At 71.4% G+C, this 14,676-nt stretch carries 10 protein-coding genes; 6 read left to right on the forward strand and 4 right to left on the reverse strand.

Features of this window, described 5'->3' with window-relative positions:
* Nucleotides 1-8: 8 nt before the first annotated feature.
* Complete coding sequence (locus C6N31_RS17420; RefSeq protein WP_198357798.1) at nt 9-1,013, reverse strand: hypothetical protein; 1,005 nt, start codon at nt 1,011-1,013, stop codon at nt 9-11.
* Between the two features lie 181 nt (nt 1,014-1,194).
* On the opposite strand from C6N31_RS17420, the gene C6N31_RS17425 reads away from it, so the two are divergent.
* Nucleotides 1,195-5,757, forward strand: a complete 4,563-nt coding sequence (locus tag C6N31_RS17425) for an FtsK/SpoIIIE domain-containing protein (RefSeq protein WP_198357799.1) — start codon at nt 1,195-1,197, stop codon at nt 5,755-5,757.
* Between the two features lie 80 nt (nt 5,758-5,837).
* On the opposite strand, the gene C6N31_RS17430 is transcribed toward C6N31_RS17425, so the two are convergent.
* Nucleotides 5,838-8,090 (reverse strand): serine/threonine-protein kinase, encoded by a 2,253-nt coding sequence (locus tag C6N31_RS17430; RefSeq protein ID WP_198357800.1) that lies wholly within the window; start codon nt 8,088-8,090, stop codon nt 5,838-5,840.
* 373 nt (nt 8,091-8,463) lie between these two features.
* Here C6N31_RS17430 and C6N31_RS17435 point away from each other — a divergent pair, with 373 nt between their 5' ends.
* From C6N31_RS17435 to C6N31_RS17450, 4 genes are all read left to right on the forward strand, one after another.
* Nucleotides 8,464-8,763: a hypothetical protein gene (locus C6N31_RS17435; RefSeq protein WP_187144916.1), complete on the forward strand. Its 300-nt coding sequence runs from the start codon at nt 8,464-8,466 to the stop codon at nt 8,761-8,763.
* Nucleotides 8,760-10,103 carry a putative T7SS-secreted protein gene (locus tag C6N31_RS17440; protein ID WP_198357801.1) on the forward strand — a complete coding sequence of 448 codons (1,344 nt, stop codon included), beginning with the start codon at nt 8,760-8,762 and terminating at the stop codon, nt 10,101-10,103. The genes C6N31_RS17435 and C6N31_RS17440 overlap by 4 nt, the downstream gene beginning before the upstream one ends.
* 109 nt (nt 10,104-10,212) lie before the next feature.
* On the forward strand, nt 10,213-11,106 hold the full coding sequence (locus C6N31_RS17445) for a hypothetical protein (RefSeq protein ID WP_198357802.1): 894 nt from the start codon (nt 10,213-10,215) through the stop codon (nt 11,104-11,106).
* Between the two features lie 13 nt (nt 11,107-11,119).
* On the forward strand, nt 11,120-11,791 hold the full coding sequence (locus tag C6N31_RS17450; protein ID WP_138353514.1) for a hypothetical protein: 672 nt from the start codon (nt 11,120-11,122) through the stop codon (nt 11,789-11,791).
* Between the two features lie 16 nt (nt 11,792-11,807).
* On the opposite strand, the gene C6N31_RS17455 is transcribed toward C6N31_RS17450, so the two are convergent.
* On the reverse strand, nt 11,808-12,686 hold the full coding sequence (locus tag C6N31_RS17455) for an alpha/beta fold hydrolase (RefSeq protein ID WP_138353513.1): 879 nt from the start codon (nt 12,684-12,686) through the stop codon (nt 11,808-11,810).
* Nucleotides 12,687-12,998: 312 nt separating this feature from the next.
* Nucleotides 12,999-13,691 carry an iron-dependent transcriptional repressor DtxR gene (locus C6N31_RS17460; protein WP_138353512.1) on the reverse strand — a complete coding sequence of 231 codons (693 nt, stop codon included), beginning with the start codon at nt 13,689-13,691 and terminating at the stop codon, nt 12,999-13,001.
* A 117-nt stretch (nt 13,692-13,808) separates the two neighbouring features.
* Between C6N31_RS17460 and C6N31_RS17465 the strand changes: the two genes are divergently transcribed.
* The gene (locus C6N31_RS17465) at nt 13,809-14,570 is read left to right on the forward strand and encodes an SIS domain-containing protein (protein WP_138353511.1); all 762 of its coding nucleotides are present in this window, start codon (nt 13,809-13,811) and stop codon (nt 14,568-14,570) included.
* The last annotated feature ends 106 nt before the right edge of the window (nt 14,571-14,676 follow it).

Consider the following 14,676-nt stretch of genomic DNA (forward strand, 5'->3'; position numbering starts at 1 on the left):
GTTCCGGCCTAACCGATCGGCACCGCCCGGATATGCGTCGGCGCACAGCCCGCGTACGTGGTCAGTGCCTGGGCGACGTGGCGGATCACGTCGGTCGGGGTGTGGCGGAGTTGGGCCGGGGTGAAGGCCAGGGGGTGGAGGCCGTGGGATGCCAGGTGGTTGCGGCGGTTCATGGTGCGGTGCCAGTCCGCCGGGCTGAGGTGGTACTCGCGGGAGTCGATCTCCAGGACCACGCCGGTGTCCGGCCAGTAGCCGTCGGGGGTGGCGAGGAACGTGCCGTCGGCGAGGAGCAGGGTGGCGTTCCAGAGCGGTTCCGGCAGGCCGCCGGTGCGCAGCACTTCGCGGGCCTGGGCCTCGGAGACGGAGCGGACTCCGGCGAGCAGCTCCTGTATGACGGCGCGGATCGGGGCGATGCCGCGGGCCGAGGTGCCGAGGATCTCCTCGGTGAGCGCTTCGACGGAGCAGCGGCCGCGCTGGACGGCCTCGGCGCAGGCCGCCCGGACCTGCTGGAGGTCGGCTCCGAGCCGGGTGGTGTCCACCAGCGCCCGCGGCAGCGGCGCGGTGGGGAAGCCGGCGACGTTGCGGGGTCTCGGTACGTGGCGGGAGCGCAGGACGGTGACGAAGTCCCGGCTGCCGGGGTACCGATTGCAGGGGACGAGCACATGCGTTCCCGGCAGGGGCGGTACGTAGCGCAGCCCGAAGAGCCGTAACGCCTCGGGCCCGGTGAGCATCGCGCCGTCGCCCGCGTACAGGAGCGCCGCTCTGGTCCGTTGTCGTGCGGTCGGGGGGCCGTTGTGGAAGAGATAGGTGCGCGGAAGCAGCCGCTGCCAGGGGCCGCCGGGGCGGCAGCGGTGGGCGAGGGCTCCGCTTCCCACACCGAGGGCTCGCAGTTGGCGGACGGTCGCGACGCCGTCCTGGCGGAGGTGGGCGAGGGCGTGGCCATCGCGGGGAGAGCTGCGAGCGGTGCGGGCGGTACGGGGACGGGTACGCGGAGAGACTCGGTTCGTGGTCATGTACCGATGATGACTCGTCCCTTTCCTCCCCCGATTCCGCCTGTGGATAACTTTCTGCGAACCGGCCGTCCGACCTCCGTACCAGCGGCGCAGCGCCCTCGCATCCCCGGCGCGGCTGTTCCTGGGACTCGTGGGGCGGATATCGTCCGTATGACCTAGTCGGACCCCCCGGAGGACGATCGTGCGACTGACACTGACCGTGGTGGATCCGCTCGGCGGCAACCGGGCGGATGTCGTGCTGGACGCCGACGCGGCGTCGACCGTGGCCGACATCGCGCGGGAGCTGGACCGACAGGTCGGCGGGGACGGCGCGGCGATCATCTCGATCAGCGGCGGAACGGCCCGGCAGCCGGGATCGCCCGCGTTGTACATCGACGGGTACGCCGTGGATCCGGCGCGGACCGTGGCGGAGTCCCCGCTGCGCGAGGGCGCGGTCGTGAGCCTCTACGACCCGGCGGGCTGTCTGCCGGGCGAGCCGGCCGGCGTGGTCGAACTGCGGGTGGCGGGCGGGCCGGACGCGGGGGCGGTGCACCGGCTGGGCATCGGCCGGGTGGAGATCGGGCGCGGCACATCGGTCCGGATCCGGATCGAGGACTCGGAACTGGCGGAGCGCGCGGCCGTGCTCTCCGTCGGGATGGGCGGCACGTGCCAGGTCACGATCGACGGCGCCACCCGCGACTGGCCGCTCGGCGAGCAGATCGCGCTCGGCAACTCGCTGCTGGAACTGGGCCCCTACATCCCGCCGAACGCCGCCCTGCACCCGGGCGACGACGGCAGCACCCTCGACTACAACCGGCCGCCGCGCATGCTGCCGCCCGAGCGCACCACGCTCTTCCGGCTGCCGTCGCCCCCCGGGGACATCAACGCCCGGCCGCTGCCGTGGCTGATGGCGCTGATGCCGCTGGTCATGTCCGTGACGATGGCGTTCATGATGCACCGGATGATGTACCTGCTCATGGCGGTCGTCAGTCCGATGGTGATGATCGGCAACTACTTCATGGACAAGAAGAACGGCCGCAAGTCGCACACGAAGACCGTCACGGAGTACCGCGCCCACAAGGAGCGCATCGAGACGGACGCGCAGGAAGCCCTCCAGGCCGAGCGGCAGGACCGGGCCGCCGCGTCCCCCGACCCGGCGACGGTGCTCAACACCGCGACCGGGCCGCGCACCCGGCTCTGGGAACGCCGCCGCAGCGACACCGACCACCTGTTGCTGCGCGTCGGCACCGCGAAGCTCCCGTCGGAGGTCGTGCTGGACGACCCCGAACAGGACGAACACCGCAGGCAGGTCGCCTGGGAGATCGATGACGCACCGGTCGCGGTGGAGCTGCGCCGGCTCGGCGTGGTCGGTTTCGCCGCGCCCGGCGACAGCGTGCGGGCGATGGGCCGGTGGGCGGTGGCACAGGCCGCGGCCCTGCACAGCCCGATGGACGTGCAGTTCTATGTACTGACCGACGCGTCGGGACAGGAGAGCTGGGACTGGGTGCGCTGGCTGCCGCATTCGCGGCCGACCGACGGGCAGGACGCGAGCGCGCTGCTCGGCACGGACGCCGAAACGGTGGCGGCCCGGATCGCCGAGCTGACGTCGATACTCGACGGCCGCCAGAAGGCCAAGCAGAAGGCGGGCAGCGCCTCCAACCATGCCGCGTTCTTCAAGGACCCGGACATCGTGGTGGTCTTCGACGGCTCGCGGCGCCTGCGGTCGCTGCCGGGCGTCGTGGCGCTGCTGCGGGAGGGTCCGGCAGTCGGCATGTACGCGCTGTGCCTGGACTCGGAGGAGCGCTTCCTGCCGGGCGAATGCCAGGCGGTGGTGATCGCGGAGTTCGAGACGCCCGCCCAGAACCCGTCCCCCAACCAGGCCCCGAACCAGAACCGGATCCCGGCCCAGGGACAGGCGCCCGTCGGGCAACCGGCGGCCCAGCAGGGCGGCTTCCCGTCGCTCAACGCCTGGTACGAAGGCAGCCAGGCGTCCACGGCCACCGCCGTGGAGCCGGCCGCCGGCTCGTTCCGGCTGCGCGTGGACCAGAGCGGAGCCGCCCGGCTCCGCAAGGTCCGCCCCGACCTGGTGTCGCCCGCCTGGTGCGCGCGGCTCGCCCGCTGCCTCTCCCCCATCCGCGACATCAGCGGTGACGCGGAGGACTCGGCGATCCCCGGCTCCAGCCGCCTGCTGGACGTACTGGAGCTGGAGCCGCCGACCGGTGACGCGATCGCCGCGCGCTGGCGGCTCAGCCCCATCTCGACCCAGGCGGTGGTCGGGGAGTCCTACGACGGGCCGTTCGCGATCGACATCCGCAAGGACGGGCCGCACGGACTCATCGCCGGCACCACCGGTTCCGGCAAGTCGGAGCTGCTGCAGACCATCGTCGCGTCGCTCGCCGTCGCGAACACCCCGGAAGCGATGACGTTCGTCCTCATCGACTACAAGGGCGGCTCGGCGTTCAAGGACTGTGTGCAACTCCCGCACACCGTCGGCATGGTGACCGACCTCGACGCGCACCTCGTGGAGCGCGCCCTGGAGTCGCTCGGCGCCGAACTCAAGCGCCGCGAGCACATCCTGGCCGCGGCCGGGGCCAAGGACATCGAGGACTACACGGACCTGATGAAGCGGCAGCCCGGCCTCAAGCCGATGCCGCGGCTCCTCATCGTCATCGACGAGTTCGCCTCGATGGTCCGTGAGCTGCCCGACTTCGTCACCGGTCTGGTCAACATCGCCCAGCGAGGCCGTTCGCTCGGCATTCACCTCATCCTCGCCACCCAGCGCCCCTCCGGCGTCGTCTCCCCCGAGATCCGCGCCAACACCAACCTCCGCATCGCGCTGCGCGTCACCGACGCCAGCGAATCGTCCGACGTCATCGACGCCCCCGACGCCGGCACCATCTCCAAGTCCACACCTGGCCGGGCCTACGTCCGGCTCGGCGCGACCTCGCTCGTGCCGTTCCAGTCCGGACGCGTCGGCGGCCGGCGCCCCGGCGCCGTGGATCCGACGGTCGCGTCCCCCTGGGTGGGCCTGGTCGAGTGGTCGCAGCTCGGCCGACCCGTACCGCGGCGCCCCGCCGGCGCCAAGGGCGAGGAGGACGAGATCACCGACCTGAAGGTGCTGGTCGAGGCGGTCTGCGAAGCCAACGAACGGCTCGGCATCCCGCCCCAGCACAGCCCGTGGCTGCCCGCGCTCCCCGACACCCTCCTCCTCGACGACCTGCCGGTACCCGTCACGACGGGCGCGCTTCCGCCCGCGCCGTACGGCATCGAGGACCTCCCGGCGCTGCAGGCCAGGCGCCCGGTCGCCGTGGACTTCAGCACCTTCGGCCATCTGCTGGTCGCCGGTGCCCCGCGCTCCGGACGCTCCCAGCTGCTGCGCACCATCGCCGGCTCGCTGGCCCGTACGCACAGCGTCCGGGACGTGCACATCTACGGCATCGACTGCGGGAACGGCGCGCTCAACGCGCTGTCCCGGCTGCCGCACTGCGGCGCGGTCGTCGGCCGTGCGCAGACCGAGCGCGCGATCCGGCTGATCGGCCGCCTCAAGGCCGAGATGACCCGCCGCCAGGAGGTGCTGGCCGCCGACGGCTACGCGGACATCGGCGAGCAGCGCGGCGGCGTCCCCGAGGAGGACCAGCTCGCGCACATCGTCGTCCTGCTCGACCGCTGGGAGGGCTGGCTGCCCTCGCTCGGTGAACTCGACCACGGGGCGCTGACCGACGACCTGTTCACGATGCTCCGCGAGGGCGCGAGCGTCGGCATCCACGTGATCATCACCGGCGACCGGACGCTGATGGCGGGCCGGATCGCCACCCTCACCGAGGACAAGATGGCGTTCCGGCTCTCGGACCGCTCCGACTTCTCCCTCATCAGCGTCAACCCCCGCAAGGTCCCGGACGAGATAGCCCCCGGCCGCGCCTACCGCGCCGAGTCCGGCATCGAGACGCAGGTCGCGCTGCTCGACCCGGACGCGTCGGGGCAGGGCCAGGCTGCCGCGATCACCGCCATCGGGGCGGCTGTCCTGGAGCGGGACGCCGATGTGCCGCGCTCGCGGCGGCCGTTCAAGGTCGACGTGCTCCCGTCGCGGCTGTCGTTCGCCGACGCGTGGGAGATGCGCGACACCGATGCCGCCCGCTCCCCCCTGTGGGGACTGGTCGGCGTCGGCGGCGACGAGATCATGGGCTACGGCCCCGACCTGTCCGACGGCCTGCCGGCGTTCGTCATCGGCGGCCCCGGCAAGTCCGGCCGCAGCACCGTCCTGTTGTCGCTCGCCCGCAGCTACCTCAAGCAGGGCGCCCGCATCATCGTCGTCGCACCGCGGCCGTCGCCGCTGCGCGACCTCGCGGGCACCGAAGGAGTGCTGGGCGTCTTCACCGAGAGCGATCTGTCCGCCGAGGATCTGACCAAGGCGCTGGAAGCGGCGGGCGAGAGCCCGGCAGTCGTCCTCCTCGACGATGCCGAGCTGCTGCGCGACATCGACGCCAAGGACGTCCTGCGCGACATCATCGCGCGCGGCACGGACCTGCGCCGGGCGCTCGTGCTGGCCGGCAGCGAGGAGGACATCTGCTCCGGCTTCTCCGGTTGGCAGGTCGACGCGAAGAAGGCCCGCCGCGGCGCGCTGCTGTCACCGCAGCAGACGATGAGCGGCGAGCTGATCGGCGTCCGCCTCGCCCGCAGCAGCGCCGGCGGCCAGGTCACCCCCGGCCGCGCCCTCCTGCACCTGGGCGACGGCGAACCGCGCACGGTGACGGTGCCGCTCGCCTGACGGCCTCGAGGCCAGGCCGTCCCACCACAGGCGAATCACGCCTGTGGTGGGACGAGCCCATGCGCCCAGGGACAAGCCCGTCAGACGGCGGGAAGCGCGTAGAGCAGGTCCCCGTGGACCACCAGCAGGCGCTTGCCCGCGGCGGTGAGGGTCCAGACGCCGGCGCCACCCTTGTCCTCGGAGAGGCCGTCGTTGGCGCTGTTCCGGTAGATCCAGCGCGGGGCACCGCTCTTGGCGTCGAAGGCGAAGATTCCTCCCTCCTGAAAGTACGACACCCCGTAGACGGAGTCCCCGGCCCGTACGAACTGCAACGGCCCGGTCCCGTCGGTGAGTTCGCGCTGCCAAAGCACGTTCCCGCTCTTCGCGTCGACCGCCCAGACGCCCTTGAGCACCACGGCGCCATACACCACACCGTCGGCGGAGGAGAGCGGGGAGCTGAAGCCGTTCTTGTGCTGTGCGGGTACCGACCAGCGCTCGGCGCCGCTCTTCAGGTCGTAGCCGCGCATGGACTTGCCGCCGATGACGACCTTGTCACCATGCAGGACCGGCCGGTAGGCGGCGTTCTCGCCCACCTTCTTCGTCCACACCTGGTTGCCGTGCGCCACCTCGCGCACCGTCACGTTGTAGTTGTTGTCGGCGTAGACGAGATAGCTGCCGTCGGTCGTCGCCGAGACGTCCCAGTCACCGGCGCCCGGGTCACGTTCCTGCTGCCACAGCATCTTGCGGGTGCCGATGTCGACGGCGGCCACCACTGTCCGGGTCTTGCTGGTCTCGGTGGCGTTGGGATCCTGGATCGTGGCGATGAGATACACGTGCTTGTCGTCGGCGGCGATCGGCTTCGGGTCGGTGAGCCGTCCGCCCAGGTTGCTGCGCCAGACCTCCTTGCCGGTCACCGGGCTGATGCCGACGAAGTCACCGTTTGCCTCAGGGCTTCTGAAGAACAGCAGATCATGTCCGATCACCAGTTCACGCGAAAGGTCCGCGACCTCCGGGGTGGACCACTTCAGTTCACCAGTGCTGATGTCGTGCGCGATCAGCGGGTTGCCACAGATGATCATCAGATTGCCGTACGCCATGGCCGGAACGCCGTATTGCAGGCTCAGCGATAGGGCCTGCTTGCGCCACAGCGCCTTCGGGCTCATGCCGTTCGCCGGGGTGGTGAACACCGGATCCGGCGTGGGCCCCTTGCTGTTCGTCACCAGGCCGGTCGGATCGACCACCGGGTCCTTACCGCCCTTCCCGCTGTACGCCCACACGGCCCCGCCGCCCGCGGCCGCGACCGCGATGCCCGCGCCGAGCGCGAGGAACCCACGCCGGGAGCGCGCGCCGGAAGCGGCGGCGGGTTCCAGCGCTGTCCGGTCGAGGGTGGTCGGAGTCCGGGGCGTGGGCGCCTCGCCGGGCATCGGGGGCTGCGGCACGGTGGCCGCGCCCGTCCCGTGGGCGGGGGTGTCCAGGTCGAGGATCCGCGAGGCGTGCTGGGCGATGGTCGAGGAGACCGGGCCCGGCAGCCAGTTGTGCAGTACGGAGGCGGCCCCTTCCGGAGCCAGCGCCTCGCTGATCTGCTGCGGCGTCGGCCGCTGCGCCGGGTCCTTCTGCAGACAGGCCAGCACCAACGGCCGCAGCGAAGCGGGCACTTCGGTCAGATTGGGGGTGCCGTGCACCACCTGGTAGAGCAGCGACGCCGCCGTCCCGATCCCGAACGGCTGCCGGCCGGTGGCCGCGTACGCCAGCACCACGCCCAGCGAGAAGACATCGCCCGCCGGCCCGGCCACCTCGCCGACCGCCTGCTCGGGCGGTATGAACCCGGGCGAGCCGACGACCACGCCCGTGCTGGTCATCCGGTCGCCGTCGACGGCCCGCGCGATACCGAAGTCGATCACCCGTGGCCCGTCCGCGGCCAGCAGCACGTTGGACGGCTTCAGATCCCGGTGCACGAGTCCCGCGCCGTGGATCACCACGAGCGCCTCGGCCAGCCCGGCACCCAGCGCGCGCACGGACGCCTCGGGCAGCGGGCCGTGCTGCTCGATCACCTCGTCGAGCGGCGGGCCGAGTACGTACGCGGTCGCCAGCCACGGCAGCCGGCCCTCGGTGTCGGCGTCGACGACAGGCGCCGTATAGGCCCCGGAGACCGCCCGCGCGATCTCGACCTCGTGCCGGAACCGCGCCCGGAACTGCGCGTCCTCGGCCAGTTCGGGACGGACCACCTTCACGGCGACGGTCCGGCCGCCCGGCGACCGGGCGAGATAGACCCGCCCCATGCCACCGGCGCCGAGCCGTCCCAACAGGCGGTAGGCCCCTAGGCTCTGCGGGTCTTCCGGCTCCAATGGCTGCATCAACAGCCACCCCCGTCTCCTGTGTGCGCATACGTATGGTCGGGTCGCCCCGACGGGGCAGCCTATTGCGCCGGGTTTCGCACCCCGGATGCGGTCCCTTCACCTGTAGGCCCGTCACCTTTGGGCCCGTGCGTAGGGTGGGGAACCATCAGCCGCACCAGTGACGTCCCAGCCGTGTGACGTCGCCCAACGGCGCATGACGAACGGGACACCGTATCCACGCAAGATCTCCATCATTTGGAAGATCAGCCGGAGCGGCCCGGACGGAACAATCGATGAGGACCTCCCGTCCGGCACGTTCTTCAGGACCACGGATGTGACCGTCCGAGAGGTCCGGACCGACCAACGCTCAACGAATGCAACGGGATGAACCATGGGTGATCTGCAGATCAACGGAACCGTGATGGGGGACCTGCGCAGAACGTTCTCCACCATCGCGCAGCGCATGGAGAACGTCAGCAGGACCATGGGCAACGCCAACGGTGAGGGTGTCGGGGCGCCCAAGCTCATCGACGACGTGCACGACTTCGCGGACGAGTGGAAGTACGGCGTCAAGCAGATCGGCGAGCACGCCGACACCGCGGTCCAGATGATCGACCAGATCGGCAAGACCTTCGACGACGCCGATCTCCAGCTCGCCAACTCCCTCAAGCCGGAAGGCACGTGCTCGTGACCCGCAGTTTCCCCCACCTCGGGTTCGATCCGACGCCCGGCGACGTCGAGCAGACCCGGGCGCTGTCCCGGCAACTGGGCGATCTGACGACCGAGTTGACGACGACCGTCAGCGAGTTGCAGCAGATCGAGTGCGGTTACTGGAAGGGCGAGGCGGCCAAGGCCTTCAGCCAGCACATATCCCATGACGTCACCCCGTTGATCAAGAAGGCGCACGACTCCTTCGGCCGCGCCGCCACCGCGATTGGCGGCTGGGCCGAGCAACTGCACGGCTTCCAGGACGAGGCCGCCGCGCTGGAGCGCGAGGCCGCGACCAAGCAGGACACCCTCGACGACGCCAAGCGGGCGCTGGGCTCCAACCCCACCGGGCTCCCGAGCGGCACCGAGACCCCGCACCCCCAGCCCGGCGCCTCCCCCAGCCCCACGGCCGCCGACGAGAACAAGAAGAAGCACAAGGACGTCACCGACGCCGACACCGCCCTGCAGGGCGTCCGGCACCGGGCCGAGGAGCTTCACAACCGCTTCATCCGGGCCGCGCAGTCCGTCAGTCACGACCTCGACAAGGCCGGCGACATGGCGCCCGACAAGCCGGGCCTCTTCCACCGCATGGTCAGCGGCGTCGAGGGCGCCTGGAACGACACGGTCAAGTGGGTCCAGGACCACGCCGACATGATCAAGCTGATCGGTGACCTGCTCGGCGACCTCAGCGGCATCCTCGGCATGCTCGCCATCATCACGGCCCCGTTCGAGCCGCTCGGCGCGATCTTCGCGGGCGCGGCGGTGGCCACCAGCGCCCTCGCCCTGGTGGCGCACCTCGTCGCCAAGGCGGCCGGCGCGGACGTCAGCTGGATGTCCATCGGGCTGGACGCGCTCGGCGCGGTCCCCGGCCTCGGGGCGTTCTCCAAGGGCGTCAAGGTCGCCGACGGCGCCGTGGCGGCCGGCCGCGCGGCCGAACTCGGCGAAGGCTTCCGCGGGGTGACGACCATCGGCCGCAACATCGTCGGTGTCGGCGACCGGGTGGCCGGCGCCGTCAGCTTCACCGTCAAGGGCAAGACGATCGGCCTGTGGGGCCTCAAGAGCGGCGGACTGATCAAGGCCGAGGGCATGATGGGCCGGCTCGGCCTGGTCGCCGAGCAGAACTACGCCAAGGGCCAGTGGCTCGGCACCCGCGGCCTGGATCTCATCAGCAAGGGCAAGTGGGCGATCAACCCGATGTCCGGCCTCGGCCGCGGTATCGACGCCGGGATCAAGATCGCACCGAAGCTATGGTCGGTCCCGCAGCACATCGGTGAGGCGCTGCACCCGGGCGACCGGTTCAACCAGGCGGCCACCGCCCACTGAGGCACCGCCCACCGGGCCGGCGCCCACGGAACCACCGCACCCTGATCCACCGCTCGCCGATCCACCCCACCCTGGTCGGCGGGCACCGAGCACTGAGGACGGCGAGACGATGGACTGGTATCCGGACGCGGGCGAGGCCTCGCTGTTCCGCACCACACTGCGCTTCGCGACCGGGATGGCCCCGCCCGTCTCCGGCTCGCGGTGGTACCGGGACACCGGCCGCCACGACATCCAGCCGGACCTGGTGGCCGCCGGCTGGCCGCCGGGACCGGAGTGCACCGTACGGACGAAGAGCGAGCAGACGACGCGGCGCGCCGGCCGCGCCGCCTGGCTGGGCATCCCGCTGCTGCTCAACCTCATCTCCAACGCGGGCGGCGCGCCGGGCTCGCCCTTCGGCGACGTCGCCCTGCGCGGCGACCCGCAGGACCCCGAGAACGAGGTCGAGGACTTCCCCGTCATGTGGGCGGCGCCCGGCACCGTGGCCCGTACGCTGCCGTGGCAGCTCGACCCGTCCCGGCAGGCCAAGGGCTACCGCACCGACGCGGTGGTGACCGACCGCCGGCTGGTCGTCCTCGGCATCACGTCCGTCACGGCTCCGGCGGACGTGCTCTGGGAGGCGCCGCGCGAAAGCATCGCGCGGGCGGAACGCCGGGAGTACGCCGAGACCAAGGCCGACCTGCTGATCACCTTCGCGGACGGATCCTGGGTCCGGATGTCCGCCGGCTCGGCCGACAACGCCGCCAAGGTCGTCCAGCACCTGAACGGCACGGTCCGCACCCTGACCGACGACCAGCTGACCGGCGGCCAGCGCGAGCGCGTCGCCCGTTTCCTGGCCGAACTCCCGCCGAACGCCGAGGCCCCGGCCTTCACCGTGCTCCCGAGCGGCATCGTCCGGGTCGAGGCACGCGTCCCGGCGAAGCTCGGCAAGCGCCTGTTCGAAACCCACACGATCCTGATGGACCACGCGGGCGCGCCCGCGGCACCCCGACCCGGCGACCTGTGAGCGACACGACTCCATGACCATTTCCGATCTCACCCCCTCCATCCCGGCCACCCTCGGCGGACCGGACATACCTCCCATGTGGTTCGTCGTCCCCGACGGCTTCCACCCCCTCCCGATCGCCGCCACCCCGGAGGAACGCGCCGCGGGCGCGGCCGACTTCGTACGGGAGCTGTTCCCCAACGGCGACGACGACCTGTGGACGCCGGCCGCGCTCTTCTACGCGGGACTCGCCGAGCTGATGACCGAAGGCGGCCTGGCCTTCTCGGCGATGGGCCTGTTCGGCATCGACGACGGCGGCATCGCGCACTGCTCGTTCACCGTCTCCGCCGTCGAGTCCGACCATCCGTCGGTCGAGGTCGCCGCGCTGGGACTGCGCGAGATCATGACCCGCGACCCGCTCAACGACGCGCGCTGGCTGGACCTGCCGTGCGGTCCCGCCGTCTCCGCCGTCTCCATGCGGGAGATCACCATCGGCGGCGAGATGACCGCGACCGGCGAGGACGCCTCGCTGCTCACCGGCCAGATCCAGGTCTATGTGCCGTTCCCCACCGGTCCGTTCACCGCGGTCTTCACGCTCGACACGGCAGCTGTGGACTACTGGGGCGAGATCAGCGACATGACGGTCGCGATCCTGCGCACCGTGAGCTTCACACCGCCGGAGGAGCAGGCAGCCGAGGGCGCATAACGCCCACCACCTGCTGTCAGCTCGTTTCGGTGCGCTGTCGCGGTATCGCGGACTCCTCGAGGAAGCGCTCCACCGTCTCGTACCAGGCGGTGGGCTGTTCCCAGTGGACGAGGTGGCCGGCGTCCGGGATCTCGGCGTAGCTGCCGCGGGGCAGGACGCGGACCATCTCCTGGGCCTCGGCACGCCCCAGTTCGCCCTCCAGACCGCGGACGACGAGGGCGGGGCAGCGGACCTGGGTGAGCTCCTCCCAGTGGGCGTCCAGGATCCAGGGGGCCCGGGAGCGGAGCATGTGGCGGCGGGCGAAGACGGGCCGCCAGCCGTCACCACGCTCCTCCATGATCTCGGTGTAGAAATCGCCCCTGGTGGGGCGCGGAGGATCGGCCCAGGGGTCGTCCTCACCGAACCACCTGCGGACGTCGGCGAGGCTGGCGAAGGGCAGTGGCCAGGAGGCGAACCAGGACTCCCACTCGCGCTGGCTGGCCTCCCCGAGGGCGGTGGCGCGCATGTCGCAGACGACGACGGCCCGCACCAGGTCCGGGCGGCGGGCGGCCAGCTGCCAGGCGGTGAGACCGCCCATGGAGTGCCCGACGAGGGTGACGGGAGCGAGGCCGAGCTGCTCCACGGCCGCCTCGGCGTCGGCGAGGTACGCCTCCCGGCTGTACGGGCCCTCGGGCTTGTCGCTGCGCCCGTGGCCGCGCTGGTCCAGGGCGATGGCGCGGTAGCGGGGGGCGAGCCGGCGGGCGGTGCCGGCCCAGTGCGAGGCCCGGCCCATGAGTCCGTGCAGCAGCAGGACCCCGGGTCGGTCGTCGGAGCCGTCCTCCTTGGACTCGGCGGCATAATCCCAGGCGGCGAGCCGGACGGAGCCCGCTCCGGTCACCTCGATACGTCGGATCATGTGCCGCACCCCCTGACGAACTGGTCGGGTCTTCCGGCGCCTACGTTATCGAACTTCTATTCGACAAGACGGGCCACGCGCACAACATCGCTCTTTCGAGTGACATCACTCAAGGATTGACCGCCGCAGCCGAGGGGAGATCTCCTGCGGGGCGCGACACGAAGGGGAAGCGGTCGCGCGGAGTACTCGGGAAGCTCGGGGTTCCGGGTCCTCCGAGGGGAGCACCACCAGGGGAGGGACAAGGGGAGGAGGGCCCCGGCGCCATCAGGCGCCGGGGCCCCCGCCCCCTCCCACCAGGACAAACCGCGGGTCCTACCGCTTGGCCACGAAGACGTGCGACGCGACCTCGGCACCCAGCTCGGCGGCCTCGCCGCCACTGCCCACGAGCACCCCGCCCGCGGAGGTCGTCACACTCACCACCGCGCCCGGCTGCACACCGGCCCGCCGCAGCGTGTACATCAGCTGGGCATCGGTCTGGATCGGCTCGCCGATCCGCTTCACCACGACGCTGGCGCCGGCCGGGCCCGGCGACAGTTCCGCCAGGCTGACCATGCCCTCCTCCAGGAAGGGATCCGCCTCGGCCTTCTCGCCCAGCTCCTCGAGACCCGGGATCGGGTTCCCGTACGGCGACTCGGTCGGGTGCCGCAACAGCTCCAGCACCTTGCGCTCCACCGCCTCGCTCATGACGTGCTCCCAGCGGCAGGCCTCGGCGTGCACCTGCTCCCACTCCAGGCCGATCACGTCGACGAGCAGGCATTCGGCGATCCGGTGCTTGCGCATCACGCGCGTCGCCGTCCGCCGGCCTTCGTCGGTCAGTTCCAGGTGACGGTCACCGGCGACATGCACCAGGCCGTCACGTTCCATGCGCGCCACCGTTTGGCTGACCGTCGGGCCGCTCTGATCGAGCCGCTCGGCGATTCGGGCGCGCATGGGGACCACACCCTCCTCTTCCAGCTCCAGGATGGTGCGGAGATACATCTCCGTCGTGTCGATGAGTCCGGACATGCGCGCCCCTCAATAGCTAGTGCGTGGCCCTGCACCAATTCTGACGCATCCCACCGACAACCGGCCCCGGCGCGGGATTCTTGACAGCGACGGCAGCGTGGCCGCACGGTGATCCGCATGAGTGAGCCCCGCGACGATCTGGCCGGCGAATACTTCGATGCGGCCATCGCCCTTCTCCGGAGGGTACGGGACGAGGAGTCCGCAGGTATCACAGCGGCGGGCAAGGCCATCGCCGACGCCATCGCCAACGGCAACCGGATCTTCGCCTTCGGCGCCGGGCACTCCTCGCTCGCCGCCCAGGACGTCGTCTACCGCGCGGGCGGCCTCGCCCTGGTCAACCTGCTCGCGGTGCCCGGCGTCGTCGGTATCGACGTCATGCCCGCGACCCTGGGCAGCGCCCTGGAACGGGTCGACGGCCTCGCGGGCGCCGTGCTCGACACCAGTCCGGCCAAGCCCGGCGACGTCCTCGTCGTCATCTCGCTGTCCGGACGCAACGCCCTGCCGGTCGAAATGGCGCAGAACGCCCGCGCCCTCGGCCTGACGGTCATCGGCGTCACCTCCGTGGCCTACGCCAAGGAGACCAAGCCCCGGCACGCGTCCGGCACGTTCCTCAAGGACCACTGCGACATCGTGCTCGACTCGAAGATCGCCGTCGGCGACGCGGAGATCGTCCGCGACGACGTCCCGGCCCCCTTCGCCCCCGCCTCGACCGTGGTGACCAGCGCACTCATGCAGGCCGTCGTCGCCACCGCGGTCGCGGAGCTCGCCGCCCGCGGCATCACGCCGCCGCTGCTGCGCTCGGGGAACGTGGACGGCGGCCATGACTGGAACGGCCGCATCTTCGAGGAGTACGGCTCGCGGATCTTCTTCCGCCACTGAGTGCGGATCTTCCTCCGCCACTGATCCGCCGCTGAGGCGGCAGGCCGCCGGGCCGTTCGGCCGTCCGGGGCGGCGCCGCCCCGGCACAGCTCTCGGCCCAGCTCTC

The sequence above is a fragment of the Streptomyces fildesensis genome (assembly GCF_016107395.1).
GTDB lineage: Bacteria > Actinomycetota > Actinomycetes > Streptomycetales > Streptomycetaceae > Actinacidiphila > Actinacidiphila fildesensis.

Coding starts and splice junctions, on each gene's coding strand:
- C6N31_RS17460 (WP_138353512.1), bottom strand. CDS start 13,691: ATGTCCGGACTCATCGACACGACGGAGATGTATCTCCGCACCATCCTG.
- C6N31_RS17430 (WP_198357800.1), bottom strand. CDS start 8,090: ATGCAGCCATTGGAGCCGGAAGACCCGCAGAGCCTAGGGGCCTACCGC.
- C6N31_RS17445 (WP_198357802.1), top strand. CDS start 10,213: ATGGACTGGTATCCGGACGCGGGCGAGGCCTCGCTGTTCCGCACCACA.
- C6N31_RS17420 (WP_198357798.1), bottom strand. CDS start 1,013: ATGACCACGAACCGAGTCTCTCCGCGTACCCGTCCCCGTACCGCCCGC.
- C6N31_RS17455 (WP_138353513.1), bottom strand. CDS start 12,686: ATGATCCGACGTATCGAGGTGACCGGAGCGGGCTCCGTCCGGCTCGCC.
- C6N31_RS17465 (WP_138353511.1), top strand. CDS start 13,809: ATGAGTGAGCCCCGCGACGATCTGGCCGGCGAATACTTCGATGCGGCC.
- C6N31_RS17435 (WP_187144916.1), top strand. CDS start 8,464: ATGGGTGATCTGCAGATCAACGGAACCGTGATGGGGGACCTGCGCAGA.
- C6N31_RS17450 (WP_138353514.1), top strand. CDS start 11,120: ATGACCATTTCCGATCTCACCCCCTCCATCCCGGCCACCCTCGGCGGA.